Source organism: Flavobacterium keumense, from assembly GCF_029866485.1.
In the GTDB taxonomy this organism is placed as follows: Bacteria; Bacteroidota; Bacteroidia; order Flavobacteriales; family Flavobacteriaceae; genus Flavobacterium; species Flavobacterium keumense.
In genome coordinates this window covers 973,642-992,019 of sequence record NZ_CP092332.1, presented here as the reverse complement: position 1 = coordinate 992,019, position 18,378 = coordinate 973,642, and the positions used below count along the sequence as shown (strand labels likewise).

Genomic DNA, 18,378 nt, shown 5'->3' with positions numbered 1-18,378 from the left:
CTTATCGAATATAAATTTCTACTCTTGCAGAACGATTAATACCAGAATTAGTGGAACAACAACTTAATTGATCTCCGGCTGAATAATTAATATTAGTCGAAAACAATCCAGTCATCCCAATTCCACCAGAGACATCGTTAGAAGTCGCTTCTCCATTGGGATACAAACCTCCTCCATTTTCATTCCAACCGAATCCCCATCGCACATTTGCCGTAGAATTTGCATTGGAATAATTGAATCCATAAAATCTAATGTCTGTTTGGGCTGAAAATGCGGTTCCTTTACCAGAAAAATTATTGGCATCGCCCAAAAAAAGTCGGTTGGCCGAACTAAAAAAATTAATCGGTGTTATTCTAGTCCCACTATTAAAATTATTTTGTAACCAACACCAAACATTATATGAACCATTTGTATTTACACTTCCTCCAGTTGTACTCCCGTTATAATTCCATGGAATATCTGGCCACAAGCCCAATATATCTTTGGCATTAAAATAATTCATAGTATCAAATTTGGCATCACCATCATTTCGATTGGTATTTCCAGGATTTAAAGTATTAGCTGCTGTCCAATAGGTACTCGAATAATTAAAAGTAGTCCCCCTAGTTGCTTTCATCGCCATCATCCAACCACCTCCATCAATGGATGAGTTCAACAAACAATATATTTGTGTAGGACCTGCATAAGGTAAATTGATCCAATACACTCCGTCTGTGTAATTACTAAATGCGGTTTGAATGTATTTGGCACTTGGAGCTGCTAAAGCTGCTGTTGAACCATTCAAATTTGGGCTTGTTACAATTTCTTGCAAGTTATGTGTCCAGCTTGGGTAGTAAGTATTGGCTGGATGCACACTTGTATAAGCGCTAGGTGCAACAGCTTGAGTAGGCGATTTCCAGTATAATCTAAATCCAAAACCTCCACCACCTTGTTGCATTCTTGCTATAAACGAATAAGCCTTTCCAGCAGTCAAATAAATTGATCCTGTATGCGTACCTAATGCAGGTAAGGCCTGCCCTGAATAAGTTCCAATCACTGTAGTGCCTTCAATAATTAAATCACTTGCATCATCGGCTTCTAGCGTAAAAGTATAGTTTCCAGTTTCTAAAGGGATGAATGTTCCTTGTACCTTAAATCCAAAATAAGTTCCACTATTTGGCAAATTAACCCCTATTGAACTTAGTTCGGAGATACTTTGCCAATCTAAAATTTTAGTAGAATTGGTTCTGCCTGTTTGGTATAGAGTTGTATTGGAATTAATGGTATTAAACATCGTATTCATCTCAGTCAAATTGGCAGGAACCACTGGATACTGAGAGGTTGACCCATTTCCCCCGCAAATACTGTAAATCCAATAATCAAATTGTATCCTAGGTTGTTTGGTAACGGCCTGATAGGGAGCCATCATTTGTGCCTGAACCTTGAAAAAGATTAGGAATAGAAAAAAAATAAAATACCATTTTTTTTTCATAGCTCAATTAATTTGACATATCCCCTGATGAAATATATACTCCTGATGAAATACACACTAAACTTAAAATAGCATATTGCCCCGCTGTTTTGGTAAAACTGTATCTATTGGAAATAGTTACTGCAGAAGGAGATAAAGTTATTTGACCTGCTCCTTTTTGAATAATCATACAATTAAATCCAACAGATAATGAGGGAACTGTTACTGAAATAGCACTAGCATTGTTGAACGTAATGATCTTTCCGTTATCGGCATTAGTGAGGGTGTACGTAGTTCCTGTTTGATCGTTCATAACCGAACTAAAATTAGCCAAAGTACTGGTAGTTCCATTTCCTGTTAAAGAACCTGCTAAGGTTGTGGCACCCGCATTATCTATTCGGAGTCTTTCGGTTCCTGCTGTTCTTAACACAATATTATTGTTCATATCAGCCACCGTAGAAAATCCTGAAATATCAATGGAGGATTGTGTATTTGCATTAGTCCCTCCTCCGGCAGACAAACGAAGAAAACCATCATCACTGGTGTCAGATTGAGTGGTACCAGAGCTGGAACCGACTCCTCTTATTTCATAATTACCTATAATTCCGGTATTGATTGCAGGTCGATTACTTGCATTTGTAAAACCGTCATAGATTCTAATTCCACCGCCTACTAAATTTAATTTTGCTGTTGGGTTCGTAGTTCCAATACCTACATTCCCACCATTCGGATTTAATATTAAATTATAGTTTGTTCCATAAGCCGATTTTGACCTTGATTGCAACCAAGAAAAGGTACTTGAACTACTCAACCCAAAATCCAAAACATGACTTCCTGTTGTTCCACTTAATCGTAAATTACCATTTGCTAATGCTCCTGATGTAGCTGGGTCTGCAGAGGTAGTTTCTACCTGTAACTTATTTACGGGAGTAGTGGTACCAATACCGGTTTGGGCAGTTCCTTTAAAGAATACCAAACACAATACTATTAATACTATCAATTTATTCATGCTGTCTTTGTTAGAATAAGGCTCTAAAGGCAATCCATTGTGTTCCATCAGAAATTACACGAATCCAATTATTAGAAGCTTCTATCCCTAAGGTCGCCGTTGTAGCTGCACTGTTTGCTGCATCTACAACAATTTTTTGCGAACTTGTTGTGGTAATTGTAACAGTATTGGCACTAATATTTTTAATTGTAAATTCTTTTCCAGTATTTCCAACTGCGGTTGGCAACGTAAATGTAATACCCGATCCTGAAGACGCAATAACATAATTATCACTTGTAGTTAGTGTATAACTTGATGTTTTTGAGGTAATTGTTGATACTCCTGAAGCCCAAGTTGGTACTCCACTAGCTAACGTTAACACTTGTCCATCGGTCCCTTTAGCTAATCGTGTTCCTGTACCGTTGGTTCCTCCATAAATAATATCGCCAGCAGTTGTCATAGGTGACAATGCATCAAATGCCGTTGTTTTAGTAGTTGCTCCAGTACCTCCGTTTGCAATTGCAATGGTTGTTCCATTCCAAGTACCTGTTGTTATTGTGCCCACGCTAGTTAAACTTGAACTTACCACATTAGATGCTAAGGTAGTTCCTGTCAAAGTACCTGCAGCTGCCGCAACTGTAATATCAGCACTACCATCAAATGCTACGCCATTGATGTTCTTTGTAGCTGCAAATTTTGTAGCTGTTGCTGCATTTCCTCCAATGTTCAAATTAGCTACTGGTGTAGTAGAGGTTACCACAAGCGGCGCTGTACCAGTTGCAACGTTTGAAATTAATTGACTCGCCGTAACACCTCCCGCAGCGGTGATAGCACCTGTATTTGCTAAGGTTATCTTAGTTGTTGTTCCTGCACTTCCATTGCCATCATTAATTTTAACCCCTCCCGTAAAACGGAATGTAGCGGCACCATCATTGTTGTCCACAATATCTCCATCATCAGATAAAATAATTCCTTGTCCTGTTGTTCCTGCTGCGTTAACGGTTAAATTTTGGTTTACTACAGTTGAACTTCCTGAAAAAGTTTTTACTCCAGCGATAGTTTGATCAGTTGTTAAGTCTACAAAGTTTTTAGTAGAAGATCCTGTACCACCGTTTGCAACAGGCAAAATTCCAGTTACTCCCGTTGTTAAAGGCAATCCTGTTGCGTTAGTTAAGACCGCGGCCGAAGGAGTTCCAAGCGCAGGTGTTACCAAGGTTGGTGATGTAGCTCTTACTACATTACCAGATCCTGTAGTGGCAATTTCTTCTATTACCCCTGCTCCTGTTGATACACGACCTAAAACTGTATTTGTGGCACTAACATTTTGAATTTTTGCATAGCTAACATTGGCATCTTTTATCTTCGCTGTTTCAATTGCATTATCTGCCATATCTCCAACTACAATTGTTCCATCGGCAATTTTAGCAGAGGTTACTGCATCTGCTGCAATAGTTGTGGTAGTTACTTTTCCTGTTCCAATGGTTGCAGCAAAACTTCCTGTTCCTGAACCTGTAACATCCCCTGTTAACGTAATGGTTTGATCACCTGTATTTGTTCCGCTCGTGGTTCCGCTTACTGTAGCATCACCACTAACTGTTAATGTTTTTGAAGTAGTACTTCCTCCTGCAATAGTAAATCCTGTAGCAAGTGCTGTTGGAGTTAATCCATTGACGCTTGTTGCAGTTGCAACTCCTAAAGTAGGAGTTACCAATGTTGGTGAAGTAGCAAATACTAACGCTCCCGAACCTGTCTCGTCAGAAATTACTCCTTTCAATTCTGAAGAAGTTGTGGCTGACAATACACTGATTTTATCTGTAGTATACACCCCGTTGGTAACGGTAGATGCATTACCGTCTAAATCAGCAGTAATTGTTCCTGCTGCAAAGTCACCATTAGCATCTCGAGACACAATCGCAGATGCTGTATTGGCATCCGTAGCCGTAGTTGCAGAATTACTTACTTTTCCTGATGTAGCTATAGTAGCTAATTTAGTATCCACAATAGCAGCAGAAGCACTAATATCTGCATTTACAATCTCGCCATCTTTAATTTTAGCAGAAGTAACTGCGTCAGCTGCTAATTTTGCTTCAGTTATATTGGCATCTTTTATCTTCGCTGTTTCAATTGCATTATCTGCCATATCTCCAACTACAATTGTTCCATCGGCAATTTTAGCAGAGGTTACTGCATCTGCTGCAATAGTTGTGGTAGTTACTTTTCCTGTTCCAATGGTTGCAGCAAAACTTCCTGTTCCTGAACCTGTAACATCCCCTGTTAACGTAATGGTTTGATCACCTGTATTTGTTCCGCTCGTGGTTCCGCTTACTGTAGCATCACCACTAACTGTTAATGTTTTTGAAGTAGTACTTCCTCCTGCAATAGTAAATCCTGTAGCAAGTGCTGTTGGAGTTAATCCATTGACGCTTGTTGCAGTTGCAACTCCTAAAGTAGGAGTTACCAATGTTGGTGAAGTAGCAAATACTAACGCTCCCGAACCTGTCTCGTCAGAAATTACTCCTTTCAATTCTGAAGAAGTTGTGGCTGACAATACACTGATTTTATCTGTAGTATACACCCCGTTGGTAACGGTAGATGCATTACCGTCTAAATCAGCAGTAATTGTTCCTGCTGCAAAGTCACCATTAGCATCTCGAGACACAATCGCAGATGCTGTATTGGCATCCGTAGCCGTAGTTGCAGAATTACTTACTTTTCCTGATGTAGCTATAGTAGCTAATTTAGTATCCACAATAGCAGCAGAAGCACTAATATCTGCATTTACAATCTCGCCATCTTTAATTTTAGCAGAAGTAACTGCGTCAGCTGCTAATTTTGCTTCAGTTATATTGGCATCTTTTATCTTCGCTGTTTCAATTGCATTATCTGCCATATCTCCAACTACAATTGTTCCATCGGCAATTTTAGCAGAGGTTACTGCATCTGCTGCAATAGTTGTGGTAGTTACTTTTCCTGTTCCAATGGTTGCAGCAAAACTTCCTGTTCCTGAACCTGTAACATCCCCTGTTAACGTAATGGTTTGATCACCTGTATTTGTTCCGCTCGTGGTTCCGCTTACTGTAGCATCACCACTAACTGTTAATGTTTTTGAAGTAGTACTTCCTCCTGCAATAGTAAATCCTGTAGCAAGTGCTGTTGGAGTTAATCCATTGACGCTTGTTGCAGTTGCAACTCCTAAAGTAGGAGTTACCAATGTTGGTGAAGTAGCAAATACTAACGCTCCCGAACCTGTCTCGTCAGAAATTACTCCTTTCAATTCTGAAGAAGTTGTGGCTGACAATACACTGATTTTATCTGTAGTATACACCCCGTTGGTAACGGTAGATGCATTACCGTCTAAATCAGCAGTAATTGTTCCTGCTGCAAAGTCACCATTAGCATCTCGAGACACAATCGCAGATGCTGTATTGGCATCCGTAGCCGTAGTTGCAGAATTACTTACTTTTCCTGATGTAGCTATAGTAGCTAATTTAGTATCCACAATAGCAGCAGAAGCACTAATATCTGCATTTACAATCTCGCCATCTTTAATTTTAGCAGAAGTAACTGCGTCAGCTGCTAATTTTGCTTCAGTTACATTGGCATCTTTTATCTTGGCTGTTTCAACTGCATCATTAACGATATCAATAGTTAAAATTGAGTTACTTAAATTTAACTTAGAATAGGCAATAGCCGCATTAGCAGCCACATCGGCATTTACAATTGTTCCATCAGTAATTTTAGCCGAAGTAATTGAACCGTCAGCAACTCCAGCTGCTGCATTTAATGTGTCAACATAATCTTTAATTAATTTAACAGAAGGATATTTAGTAGTAGAGTTTGCATCAGCAGCAATATCAGTACTTTTATTGGCTATATTCTCTTTTAAATCCAACGCTGTTTGTGTAGCCGTTGAAACGGGTTTGTTGGCATCCGAAGTATTATCTACATTACTCAAGCCTACCATTGTTTTATCAATTCCAGAAACCGTTCCGGTAAATGTTGGCGAAGCTAAAGGTGCCTTTAAATCCAACGCTGTTTGCGTAGCCGTTGAAACGGGTTTGTTGGCATCCGAAGTATTATCTACATTACTCAAGCCTACCATTGTTTTATCAATTCCAGAAACCGTTCCGGTAAATGTTGGCGAGGCTAAAGGTGCCTTTAAATCCAACGCTGTTTGCGTAGCCGTTGAAACGGGTTTGTTGGCATCCGAAGTATTATCTACATTACTCAAGCCTACCATAGTTTTATCAATTCCAGAAACCGTTCCGGTAAATGTTGGATTATTGATTGGTGCTTTTAAAGATTCTGCAGCGTTTGCTCTTGTAATCTCAGCAGCAATCGCAGTGGCATTAGCCGTTACATTAGCTGTCAATGTAGCCTCTGCGGCAGTTGCTCTGTTTACCTCAGTAGTCAAATCAGTAGTATTCGCTTTCAATGCTAATCCAGGAACGGTCGGTGCGGCAGCTGTACCTCCCAAATCACCTGCCAATTGAATTTTACCTTTAGTTAAAGAAGATGCATCTGCAATGGTCGCTCCTGCAACTTGAGTATCTACATAGGTTTTTACTGCTTTCTCTGTTGGAAATTTCACATCCGAATTGGATGACAAAGTAACATCCGTACTTTTATTTGAGGTGTTTTCTTTGGTAGCTAATGAAGTTGTTACATCGGAACTATTCGCTTTCAATGCCAATCCAGGAACAGTTGGTGCGGCAGCTGTACCTCCCAAATCACCTGCCAATTGAATTTTACCTTTAATTAAAGAAGATGCATCTGCAATGGTCGCTCCTGCAACTTGAGTATCTACATAGGTTTTTACTGCTTTCTCTGTTGGAAATTTCACATCCGAATTGGATGACAAAGTAACGTCCGTACTTTTATTTGAGGTATTTTCTTTGGTAGCTAATGAAGTTGTTACATCGGAACTATTTGCTTTCAATGCTAATCCAGGAACGGTCGGTGCGGCAGCTGTACCTCCCAAATCACCTGCTAATTGAATTTTACCTTTACTAGTTGTAGTAGCATCTGGAATAGTTGAACTTACAATTTGACTGTCTACATAGGCTTTAGTCGCCGTTGACATAGGTTTATTTATATCTGAAGTATTATCCACGTTTCCTAAGCCTAAATTAGTACGTGCACCTGCTGCTGTAGTAGCCCCTGTACCTCCATTGATTAAAGCAACTACGCCCGAGACATTAGTAGCTGTATTTGCAGCATTTGCAAATGGCACCGAAGTCAACACTTCGCTTGAAAGTTCTTCAAACTGATTACATAAGCCTGTTGGATCAAGCGCCACTTTCAATGTTTTATTTTCGGTTGCATTCCAATTAATCCCACTAAAAGAAGTGGCATATCCACCTGTTTTATTTCCTGTACCTATAGTGATATTGACCATTCCAAAAGTGTCTGTTGTTGTTTTTATCACTTCCTCATACTCTATTCCCGTATTAGTATCTAAAAAACTAAATTGCAAACAAATTGCTTTGTTAGTCATTGGTACATTATTCACATTAACTCCCGGAATGTTTTGACCTCCAGGAGCATAAATTACTGCTTGATAGGTAATTCCTTTGTTTTGCGAAAAACCCAAGGATGAAACTAAAAATAAAACGATGTAAACTATTTTTCTCATTGGTTATTATCTTTTTATTAAATCAAAATATCCTCCAAATACAATTTGACTATTATTTATTGTAACATTATCAGAATTGTTTCCCAACTTTAGGCCTTTGCTAAGATTTAATCCGGCACTCAAATATCCCGTTTTGGTGAGATAATACTTTGCATATACACCCACCATAGGTCGAATAACTAATCCTGAAAATTCTTTTTGATGTACTAAATTGTATACTGAATTGTCAATCTCTTGTTTGCCTCTCAACATTGTAGCCGCGTTCAGACCCACTCTAGCACTCAAGAAAAAATAAAACGATTCATAAAATTGATAATCTATCGTATTCTGAACTCCTAAATAAGCCGTTGTATATGACAATTTATTGGTTGAAGACACCCCAGTCCCATTGTATTCATTTAATGTGAGACTGGCTGAATATTTTAATTCTTTCAAATTTTTGTATTTCAATGGTGCAGTATAACCTAACTCATAGGCATCTCCAATACCATTGATTTTGATTTTTTCAGAAAATGAAGACCTATTTCTGTAGGAGTATGAACTAAAATTTTTACCTAAATTAAAAAATACGCCTTGAGAATGGGCAGTAAAAGTAAGTAGGAGAAAAAGGATGTGGGGTACAATTTTTTTCATTAATATGTTTTTTTAATTTGCTTTTATAATTTTGGTGGTAAATAAATAACGACTTCCTTCAAGCCTAACCATGTATTCTCCTTCGGCTAATAGGAGATTGGTGATTGTTACAATATTATCGACAGCTTCTTTTTCTTGACGCAACAAAAGTCGACCATGAATATCAAATAATGTGATTTGAATTTTACCATTCACTGGTGAAGAAAATTTAAAATTAACATGATCAATTACAGGATTTGGGTAGACCTTAGTATCAACAGCTTCATTAGCAACAATTGCCACATTGGAAGTTTTACTTTGTTGAAATCCTTGACTTACAATCAATTTATTAGTTCTATTGGTTCCAACCACGGACTGCTGAGCAATAGTCTGACTGACTTTCACACCTTTAGAAGTAACAATAGTGTTACCTTGTGCTGACAACATTTGATGATGCAATTGTTGTCCAAACATAGCGCTCGAAAAGAAAAAAAATAAAAGTATTCTCATTGTAATTTGCATCTGTGGGGGCAATGCAATTTATAACTTTCAAATCTATTAATAATTAGGTAATTATAAAAAAATAATGATGAAAAAACAATGATTCGGCCTGTGTTTTTTGTTAATTTCGTAAATATATAACAGTTAATTTATAAATTAACTAATAATTAAAAATAGAAAGACCTTGATAGTAATTTATCAAGGTCTTTTTATAGTGCAGAGAGGATGGGATTCGAACCCACGATACAGTTACCCATATACAAACTTTCCAGGCTTGCTCCTTCAACCACTCGGACACCTCTCTTTTTGGGATTGCAAATAACTTAAAAAAAACTGACTTAGAAAAATGAAACCACACTATTGTTGAATTTCGCCGCGTAAAGAAGTTTCAAACACCTCTTTAAAATCAGTAGCATCAATGTTTTGACCTAAAAGATACATCAACTTAGTAATAGCTGCTTCTGTAGTAATATCTTTTCCCGAGATAACCCCTATTTCAAGCAAGACTGAGCTCGTTTCATACTGCCCCATTCTAACACTTCCTCCTGAGCATTGAGTCACATTGACAATGTGAATTCCTTTATTGATAGCCTTTTGCAACACATTTAAAAACCAATCAGCAGTTGATGCATTTCCTGCACCGTATGTTTCCAAAACAATTCCTTTCAGATGAGGAATACCAACAACGGCATCAATCACTTGCTCACTAATTCCAGGAAACAATTTAAGAATAATAACATTGGTATCCAATATTTTATGTACTCGAAAAGGCATTCTATTTTTTAGAGGTAAGAAGAACTGCGAATTGATTGTAAGGTGCACTCCTGATTCAATCAAAAAAGGGTAATTAGGTGATGTAAATGCTTTAAAATGTTCTGCATTGATTTTAGTGGTTCTATTGGCACGATACAGTTTGTACTCAAAATACAAACAAACTTCTTTAACAACAGCTTGTTCGTCTTGACGTAATGACGCGATTTGAATAGCTGTAATTAAATTTTCTTTAGCATCAGTTCGTAAATCACCTATTGGCAATTGAGAACCTGTGAAGATAATTGGCTTCGTCAAATTTTCAAGAATAAAACTCAAAGCCGAAGCGGTATACGACATGGTATCAGAACCGTGAAGCACTACAAACCCATCAAATAGAGTATAATTTTCTTCGATAATTGTAGCCAATTGAACCCACTTTTCAGGATTCATATTAGAAGAATCTATTGGATTATCAAACGAAATTGTTTCTATTTCACAATCCAATAATTTAAGCTCAGGAATACGTTGTAATAACTTACTAAAGTTAAATGCCTTTAACGCACCCGTTGCAAAATCTTTCTTCATACCAATAGTTCCACCGGTATAAATTAAAAGTATTTTTGCTTTAGAATGCATTGGTGTATTTTAATTTATTTACTACTGGATTAGCATACATAGCTAAAAAACCTTCCAATGCAATTGGATTATCTATACCTATTCGCATCTCTAAACGACGTTCAAAAAGTGATTTTTCGGCTTCTGTATACAAATGGTTATATGTATTGGTTTTATGTAAAATGTCATACGCAATAAAGTTAGTTGGCCACAGCTTATAATTTTTCAATATAGAATCATCAATTTCTTGAGCTAATGCTTGAATTTGTCTGTTCGAACTTTCGTATTCAGAAACGATTTGATCAATTTCTGTATCCAATACTTTTCCTATATGCAAATGAATTCGTTTCTTTTGACCCATTACACCACTCAAAATTGTATTTAAATCTTCATTTTTAGATTTTACATACACTTCATTATTAGCTTCTGCTAATAACTGAGGCATTTTCAAGACATCTGTTGGGTCATATTCATACGATATGGAAACAGGAACAATTTTTAATTTTTTGAAGTATTGCATTACATCTGCTTCATCCGATGCCATGCCAATCATTTTCAATACCCCAGGGTTAGTTTCATCATTTCCATCTTTGGTTCTTCCTTCACGCTGTGCAATCCAAACAGATCGATTCTCATGAAGCAATAATTGCCCTATATATTCTGACAAAAGTTTTGAACTTTGAAGCATTTCTCTTGGTGACAATCCTCTTAAAACTAAAAAATTACGATTCAATCGGGCTAAAGTTTTTACAAATGATTTTTGAACCAAATTATCCCCAATTGCCGACGCAGTCATCAAATGTCCATTTTGAAATAAAGCCGCATTCAATAAAGTGGTATCCAAAAGAATATCTCTATGATTTGAAATAAATAAATAAGAATTATTTTTTTCTAAATGCTCAAATCCTGAAGTAGTTAAACCATCTGAACTATTTTCTAAAATTTTTAATACAGTATGGTAAATAAAATTACACTGAAAATCACGAATAGAATGGGTTTTTTTCAATTGCTCTTTCCAAACATCATCTTCCATTTCTGGAAAAGTAAAATTCATTAAGGCTTTCATCATTGGGTGTGAAATTACACTCTGTAAAGCCTCATTTACTTCAGTTTCGTAAAACGGTCGAATGGCATCAAACTTTTGCATTTTGGAATAATTTTATAAGGAACAAAAGAACAAAAAAAATATCAAACTAAAATCAATTCTGTATTAAATCCCAAAAACAGCTTTGGAATTTTCAGTAGTAATCCGAGCTATTTCAACTAAGGGTAGTTGGTACAATTCGGCTAATTTTTGGGCAACCAAAACTGCATAACTACTCTCGTTGCGTTTGCCACGATATGGAACAGGAGCTAAATAAGGCGCATCCGTTTCAAGGACAATATGTTCCAGCGGTATTTGGTTTAAAAACTGATCTATTTTTCCATTTTTAAAAGTAGCCACTCCACCGATTCCTAACTTTAAGCCTAATGATATGGCTCTTTGGGCTTGTTCTAAATTACCCGAAAAGCAATGAAAAATTCCAAACAATTCAGCTGATTTTTCCAATTCCAACACTTCAAAAACTTCGTCAAAAGCATCTCGACAATGAATATTGATAGCCAGCCCGTGCTGTTTAGCCAGTTGGATTTGGCGTTGAAAAGCTATTTTTTGAATATCCAAAGTCGTTTTGTCCCAGTACAAATCAATGCCAATTTCGCCAATAGCATAGAATTTATGAAGGGACAATTGTGCTTCTACATGCGTCAATTCTTCCAAATAATTTTCTTTTACATAACAAGGATGCAACCCAATCATCAGTCGAACATTGTTTGGAAATTGCGCCTCCAAATCATACATTTTCTGCGTTCCAGTACTGTCAATTGACGGAATAAAGAATCGAGACACTCCAGCAGCAATAGCGCGCTGAATCATTTCCATTCTATCTTGGTCAAATTCTTCTGAACACAAATGCGTATGGGTATCGGTAATAATCATAAAAGTTAATTTATATAGCTTAGTCTCGCTTTCTAAATGATAAATAAGCTACAATCGTGCTCAGTAACATCAAAAGACCTCCTAAAACAAAAGGCGCACCTGGAAACTTAAACGGTGCTTCGCTATGGGTAAAGAAATAAAATACCGTTGACATCATTGGCGGTCCAATAATTGCCGAAGCGCTCATCAAACTCGACATTGTTCCTTGAATTTCGCCTTGTTCATTAGCAGGAACTTGTTCTGAAATTACAGCTTGCATGGCAGGTCCAGCAATTCCTCCTAAACAATACGGAATCAAAAACACAAATAGCATCCAACTCTGGGTAGCAGTGGCAAACAAAAACATCCCTACAGTATACAAAGCCATTCCTACATAAATACTTTTTTCATTTCCTAATTTAGGGTTGATCCAACGAATTAATCCTCCTTGAACTAACCCTACCAAAAGACCAATAACACCTAACGATATTCCGACCATTTTCTCGTCCCAATTGAACTGGTACATCGTAAAGAAACTCCAGTTGCTATGTACAGCGTGAGATGCTACATACAATAAAAAAGTAGCGATTACCAACCCTATTAATTGAGGGTAATTTTTCAAATGCAATAACGCACCAATAGGATTGGCTCTCTTGATATCAAATTCTCTTCTGTTTTCTTTAGCAAGTGACTCTGGTAGAATAAAAAATCCGTATAAAAAATTTAACAAACAAAGAATCGCAGCGGCGTAAAAAGGTACTCTCGAACCGTATTGTCCTAACAAACCACCAATAACAGGCCCAATGATAAATCCTAATCCAAAAGCAGCGCCAATCATCCCAAAGTTTTTGGCTCTGTTTTCAGGCGTACTCACATCGGCAATATAGGCTGATGCTGTAGTAATACTTGCTCCTGTAAGTCCTGCAATAATCCTACCCAAAAATAACCACTGAATTGTTGGGGCAAAAGCCAACAATAAATAATCCATTGAAAAAGTAAAAAGCGAAATTAAGATAATAGGCCTTCTTCCAAATTTATCGCTAAGATTCCCAATTAGTGGCGCAAATAAAAATTGGGTAATCGCATACGCAAATGTTAACCAACCTCCGTATTTTGCAGCTTCGCTAATATCCCCATGAATCAATTCTTGAATCAATTTAGGGATAACTGGAATAATGATTCCCCAACCCGTAATATCAATTAACATAGTAATGAAAATGAATCCGATGGCGGCCGACTTTTTATTGGATGACATAACTGTACTTTTTAGGAAAGGCAAATAAACAAAAAAATCCTAAACTCTCTAGAGAGTTTAGGATTTAGATTCTGAATCAAGTTCAGAATGACAATTATTTAGACTGAGCTTGTAAAATTCTTATAATTCAAATGCTTTTTTAGGATTGTTATCACAAAGCAATTCTACTGGGTTTTCAAGCGCTTCTTTTACCGCAACTAAAAACCCAACAGACTCACGACCATCGATAATTCTGTGATCATATGAAAGCGCCACATACATCATTGGGTGAATTTCTACTTTACCATTTACAGCAATTGGACGCTCAATAATGTTGTGCATTCCTAAAATTCCTGATTGTGGAGGGTTGATAATTGGCGTAGACAACATACTTCCGAAAACACCTCCGTTAGTAATGGTAAATGTTCCTCCTGTCATATCATCTACTGTAATTTGCCCATCACGTGCTTTGATTGCCAAACGTTTGATTTCAGCTTCAATTCCACGGAAAGTTAAGTTCTCTGCATTACGAACTACAGGTACCATTAAGCCTTTTGGCCCAGAAACTGCAATAGAAATATCGCAAAAATCATAGGCTACTTTATAGTCTCCATCAATCATAGAATTAACATCCGGATACAATTGCAATGCTCTTGTAACCGCTTTTGTAAAAAATGACATAAATCCTAAGCTTACACCTCCATGTTTAGCTTTAAATGCATCTTTATATTCGTTGCGTAAGTTGTTAATTGGAGTCATGTTTACTTCATTGAAAGTAGTTAACATAGCCGTGTCATTTTTAGCAGCCACTAAACGCTCTGCTACTTTACGACGCAACATCGATAACTTAACTCTCTCTGCTCCACGATTTCCACCTGTTGGAGTTCCCATAGATGCTACGGCATTTACCGCATCTTCTTTAGTGATACGTCCATCTTTACCTGTTCCAACAATGTCAGAAGGTTGGATGTTTTTTTCATCTAATATTTTACGAGCCGCTGGCGAAGGCGCTTGAGCAGCATACGTTGCTGCTGGAGCTGGAGGCGCTACTGGAGTTGCTACTTTCTTTTCTTCAGCTTTTGGAGCTTCCGCCACTGGAGCTGGAGCTGAACCTGATGGCTTTGCTGCAGCGGTATCAATCAAACAAACTACTGCACCTACTGCAACTGCATCACCTTCTTCAGCTTTAAGTGTAATCACACCACTCGCTTCGGCTGGCAATTCTAATGTCGCTTTATCTGAATCTACTTCAGCAATAGCTTGGTCTTTTTCTACATAATCGCCATCTTTTACTAACCAAGTGGCAATTTCTACTTCTTTGATTGATTCCCCTGGTGAAGGGACTTTCATTTCTAAAATCATCGTTTGTAATTTTATTGTTGTTCTTGTATGATTAATCTAATAAATTTTCTATGGATATATCTTCATCTATTTCAGACCAGTGAACCCCTTCTCCTTTACCAATAAGCCTCCATTTACTTAATTCTTCGGAAGTTGCTTTCCTTAATCTTGGAAACCATTCTAACGGTATAGATAATTCTCTTCCATCTTCTAAAAAAACAATCATTTTTGAATTTTCAAAAGCGATATCAATGGCGTTTTTCGACTTGTTAATTGTTAAAATACTCATCCCATTTTTGTATTAATAGTTCCTGATTCTCTTCAACTAAAGTACGTATTTGTTTTAGTTCATTTGATTTAAAACCAAAAGATTTAACTAATTCTGCATTTTCAAGATAAAACTTTGCCGTCCTATCTCCGTTTTCAATATGAATATGTTTTGGCAAATGTTCATTACTATAAAAGAAAAATCGATATCCATTTATGTAAAAAACAGTTGGCATTATTATCTAAATAAATTTTTATCAAAAACCATTCTAATGGCATCTGCATGGCGTCTTCTATCTCGAGTATGACTTCCTGCTGCAGGAGCCGAGTAATTTTTCAATGATGCTAAACGCCAAGGAACCAAATTAAAGTTTACTAACATATAGCTGTAAGCTCCCATGTTTTTAGGCTCTTCCTGTGCCCAAACATAATCATCTGCATTTGGATAGGTTGCAATAATCGCTTTTAACTGCTCTGTTGGTAATGGGAATAATTGCTCAATACGAACTAAAGCCACATCTTTTCGTTCTAGTTTTTCTCTTTCCGCTAAAATATCATAATAGAATTTACCTGTACAAAAAACTACTGTTTTTACTTTTGATTTATCTACAGATGTATCATCAATGGTTTCTTGGAAACTTCCGTTAGCCAATTCCTCTTGAGTAGAAACACACAATGGGTGACGCAATAAACTCTTTGGAGAGAATACAACTAATGGCTTACGGAATTTCGTTTTCATTTGTCTTCTTAACAAGTGGAAGAAGTTAGCTGGCGTAGTACAATCAGCCACATACATATTATGACGAGAACACAATTGTAAGTAACGCTCCATTCTAGCCGAAGAGTGCTCTGCACCTTGCCCTTCATAACCGTGAGGCAACAACATTACAATACCATTTTGATTGTTCCATTTGTCTTCTCCACAAGAAATATATTGGTCAATCATAATTTGACAACCGTTAGAGAAATCTCCAAATTGTGCTTCCCAAATGGTTAATGAGTTTGGATTAGTTAATGCATAACCATAATCAAAACCTAAAACACCATATTCTGAAAGGAAAGAGTTAAACACATTGAATTTCCCTTTTTTATCTTGCACGGAGTTTAAAAGAATTACTTCCTCTTCACTATCTTCTACTTTTACCACAGCATGACGGTGAGAAAAAGTTCCTCTTTCTACATCTTGTCCTGATAAACGAACATCAAATCCTTCTTGTAATAATGATCCAAAAGCAAGAGCCTCTGCGGTACCCCAATCAATTTGATTGTTATCGTACATGACTTTTCTATCGGTTACAATCTTAGTAATCTTATTGATGAATTTTTTATCTGATGGTAAAGTCGAGATGGTTTCTAAAATTCCGTCTAATTTTTTCTTGTCATACGTGGTATCCACTTTTTGCAACATCACATCATCAGAGACTTGAACAAACCCTTGCCATTCATCTTGCATAAACGGCTTGATAATAGTCAAATCTTTCTTACGTGATTCTTGTAAATTTTCGTCCAATTTTGCTTTGTACTCACTTTCGATTTTGTTTACATACGCTTGGTCAATAATTCCATCAACAATCAGTTTTTCCGCATAAATATCTCTCGGGTTTTTATGACGTGCAATGATTTTGTACAATACAGGTTGTGTAAAACGAGGCTCATCCCCTTCGTTATGACCGTATTTTCTATACCCTAAAAGATCGATAAAGACGTCGCCTCCAAAAGCCATTCTATAATCCAAAGCAAATAACATTGCATGTACTACTGCTTCTGTATCGTCTGCATTGACGTGCAATACTGGCGACAATGTAACTTTTGCGATATCGGTACAATACGTAGAGGAACGCGCATCCAAGTAATTAGTAGTAAAACCAACTTGGTTATTAATTACTAAATGAATAGTTCCTCCTGTTTTGTATCCGTCCAATTGTGCCATTTGCACAATTTCATACACAATTCCCTGTCCAGCTACTGCAGCATCCCCGTGAACGGCGATTGGCAATACTTTTGAAAAATCGTCTGGGAAATATTTATCTTGTTTGGCACGAGCAATCCCTTCAATAACTGCCCCAACAGTCTCTAAGTGAGATGGATTGGGTGCCAAATTAATATTGATAGACTTACCCGATTTAGTTTTTCTATCCGAGGTTAATCCTAAGTGGTATTTAACGTCTCCGTCAAAATATTCTTGATCGTAGTCTTTTCCGTCAAATTCAGAGAAAATGTCTTGAGTGGCTTTACCAAAGATATTGGCTAAGATATTCAACCTTCCGCGGTGTGCCATACCCATTACAAATTGTTCTACTCCTTTTTCAGCTGCTGCTTCAATCAAAGCGTCTAAGGCAGGAATAATACTTTCTCCTCCTTCTAATGAGAAACGTTTTTGGCCCACATATTTAGTATGTAGGAAGTTCTCAAACGAAACCGCCTCATTTAATTTATCAAGAATATTTTTCTTTTGTTCTACATCAAAACTTGGTAAATTATCATTCACATTTAATCGATCTTGAATCCATTGCACTACTTCTGGTTTACGAATGTACATGTACTCCACCCCAATTGATTGACAATAAATATTCTCAAGTCGGCTAATAATTTCTTTTAAAGTGGCCGGTTGATGGCCTAAAATTTTAGCCGCATCAAATACTGTATCTAAGTCTGCCGTTGACAAACCAAAATTTTCAATCGCTAAGTTAGGTGTATGAATTCGTCTTTCACGAACAGGATTTGTCTTTGTGAATAAATGCCCACGAGTTCTATACCCATCAATTAATTTAATAACGTTAAATTCTTTCAATACTTTTTCAGAAACTTGTCCTGAAGCAACGGAATTAGAAGAATACTTTGCCATTTGGTCTGCCACATTTTCTTCATTGTAAGTTGCCATTCCAAAATCAAACCCTTGAAAAAAACTTCTCCAACTTGGTTCAACACTATCTGGATTATCTAAATATTGATCGTATAATTGAGCAAAAAATTCGGTATGAGCTGCGTTTAAAAAGGAAAACCTATCCATAATTATTGATTAATA

General features: G+C 36.9%; 13 protein-coding genes and 1 tRNA gene. All 14 read right to left on the bottom strand.

What is annotated here, in order from left to right; all coding sequences use genetic code 11:
* Position 1: 1 nt before the first annotated feature.
* Positions 2–1,471, bottom strand: a complete 1,470-nt coding sequence (locus tag MG292_RS04245) for a PA14 domain-containing protein (RefSeq protein ID WP_264533948.1) — start codon at positions 1,469–1,471, stop codon at positions 2–4.
* Positions 1,472–1,478: 7 nt separating this feature from the next.
* The gene (locus tag MG292_RS04240; RefSeq protein WP_264533949.1) at positions 1,479–2,507 is read right to left on the bottom strand and encodes a hypothetical protein; all 1,029 of its coding nucleotides are present in this window, start codon (positions 2,505–2,507) and stop codon (positions 1,479–1,481) included.
* The gene (locus MG292_RS04235) at positions 2,470–8,073 is read right to left on the bottom strand and encodes a beta strand repeat-containing protein (protein WP_264533950.1); all 5,604 of its coding nucleotides are present in this window, start codon (positions 8,071–8,073) and stop codon (positions 2,470–2,472) included. Before MG292_RS04235 ends, MG292_RS04240 begins: the two co-directional genes overlap by 38 nt.
* A 6-nt stretch (positions 8,074–8,079) precedes the next feature.
* Complete coding sequence (locus MG292_RS04230; RefSeq protein WP_264533951.1) at positions 8,080–8,706, bottom strand: hypothetical protein; 627 nt, start codon at positions 8,704–8,706, stop codon at positions 8,080–8,082.
* Between the two features lie 12 nt (positions 8,707–8,718).
* Positions 8,719–9,195, bottom strand: a complete 477-nt coding sequence (locus MG292_RS04225) for a T9SS type A sorting domain-containing protein (protein ID WP_264533952.1) — start codon at positions 9,193–9,195, stop codon at positions 8,719–8,721.
* 208 nt (positions 9,196–9,403) lie between these two features.
* Positions 9,404–9,490: transfer RNA gene (locus MG292_RS04220), tRNA-Ser, on the bottom strand.
* Positions 9,491–9,543: 53 nt separating this feature from the next.
* Positions 9,544–10,575, bottom strand: a complete 1,032-nt coding sequence (locus MG292_RS04215; RefSeq protein ID WP_264533953.1) for an asparaginase — start codon at positions 10,573–10,575, stop codon at positions 9,544–9,546.
* Positions 10,565–11,701, bottom strand: coding sequence for a 1-acyl-sn-glycerol-3-phosphate acyltransferase (locus MG292_RS04210; protein ID WP_264533954.1), 1,137 nt, complete (start codon positions 11,699–11,701; stop codon positions 10,565–10,567). The genes MG292_RS04215 and MG292_RS04210 overlap by 11 nt, the downstream gene beginning before the upstream one ends.
* A gap of 63 nt (positions 11,702–11,764) precedes the next feature.
* Complete coding sequence (locus tag MG292_RS04205; protein ID WP_264533955.1) at positions 11,765–12,532, bottom strand: TatD family hydrolase; 768 nt, start codon at positions 12,530–12,532, stop codon at positions 11,765–11,767.
* Between the two features lie 19 nt (positions 12,533–12,551).
* Positions 12,552–13,766: a TCR/Tet family MFS transporter gene (locus tag MG292_RS04200; protein ID WP_264533956.1), complete on the bottom strand. Its 1,215-nt coding sequence runs from the start codon at positions 13,764–13,766 to the stop codon at positions 12,552–12,554.
* Positions 13,767–13,886: 120 nt separating this feature from the next.
* Positions 13,887–15,107, bottom strand: coding sequence for a 2-oxoglutarate dehydrogenase complex dihydrolipoyllysine-residue succinyltransferase (gene odhB / locus MG292_RS04195; protein WP_264533957.1), 1,221 nt, complete (start codon positions 15,105–15,107; stop codon positions 13,887–13,889).
* A 31-nt stretch (positions 15,108–15,138) separates the two neighbouring features.
* Positions 15,139–15,375 (bottom strand): DUF2442 domain-containing protein, encoded by a 237-nt coding sequence (locus tag MG292_RS04190; protein WP_264533958.1) that lies wholly within the window; start codon positions 15,373–15,375, stop codon positions 15,139–15,141.
* A complete protein-coding gene (locus tag MG292_RS11370; protein WP_374506659.1) occupies positions 15,356–15,589 on the bottom strand; it encodes a DUF4160 domain-containing protein in 234 nt (77 codons plus the stop codon). Before MG292_RS11370 ends, MG292_RS04190 begins: the two co-directional genes overlap by 20 nt.
* 2 nt (positions 15,590–15,591) lie before the next feature.
* Positions 15,592–18,363, bottom strand: coding sequence for a 2-oxoglutarate dehydrogenase E1 component (locus tag MG292_RS04185; RefSeq protein WP_264533959.1), 2,772 nt, complete (start codon positions 18,361–18,363; stop codon positions 15,592–15,594).
* Positions 18,364–18,378 lie beyond the last annotated feature (15 nt).

What these genes read in the sequence shown, in the direction of transcription:
- MG292_RS04245 (WP_264533948.1), bottom strand. Translation starts at nt 1,471, where the DNA reads ATGAAAAAAAAATGGTATTTTATTTTTTTTCTATTCCTAATCTTTTTC.
- MG292_RS04240 (WP_264533949.1), bottom strand. Translation starts at nt 2,507, where the DNA reads ATGGAACACAATGGATTGCCTTTAGAGCCTTATTCTAACAAAGACAGC.
- MG292_RS04235 (WP_264533950.1), bottom strand. Translation starts at nt 8,073, where the DNA reads ATGAGAAAAATAGTTTACATCGTTTTATTTTTAGTTTCATCCTTGGGT.
- MG292_RS04230 (WP_264533951.1), bottom strand. Translation starts at nt 8,706, where the DNA reads ATGAAAAAAATTGTACCCCACATCCTTTTTCTCCTACTTACTTTTACT.
- MG292_RS04225 (WP_264533952.1), bottom strand. Translation starts at nt 9,195, where the DNA reads ATGAGAATACTTTTATTTTTTTTCTTTTCGAGCGCTATGTTTGGACAA.
- MG292_RS04215 (WP_264533953.1), bottom strand. Translation starts at nt 10,575, where the DNA reads ATGCATTCTAAAGCAAAAATACTTTTAATTTATACCGGTGGAACTATT.
- MG292_RS04210 (WP_264533954.1), bottom strand. Translation starts at nt 11,701, where the DNA reads ATGCAAAAGTTTGATGCCATTCGACCGTTTTACGAAACTGAAGTAAAT.
- MG292_RS04205 (WP_264533955.1), bottom strand. Translation starts at nt 12,532, where the DNA reads ATGATTATTACCGATACCCATACGCATTTGTGTTCAGAAGAATTTGAC.
- MG292_RS04200 (WP_264533956.1), bottom strand. Translation starts at nt 13,766, where the DNA reads ATGTCATCCAATAAAAAGTCGGCCGCCATCGGATTCATTTTCATTACT.
- odhB (WP_264533957.1), bottom strand. Translation starts at nt 15,107, where the DNA reads ATGATTTTAGAAATGAAAGTCCCTTCACCAGGGGAATCAATCAAAGAA.
- MG292_RS04190 (WP_264533958.1), bottom strand. Translation starts at nt 15,375, where the DNA reads ATGAGTATTTTAACAATTAACAAGTCGAAAAACGCCATTGATATCGCT.
- MG292_RS11370 (WP_374506659.1), bottom strand. Translation starts at nt 15,589, where the DNA reads ATGCCAACTGTTTTTTACATAAATGGATATCGATTTTTCTTTTATAGT.
- MG292_RS04185 (WP_264533959.1), bottom strand. Translation starts at nt 18,363, where the DNA reads ATGGATAGGTTTTCCTTTTTAAACGCAGCTCATACCGAATTTTTTGCT.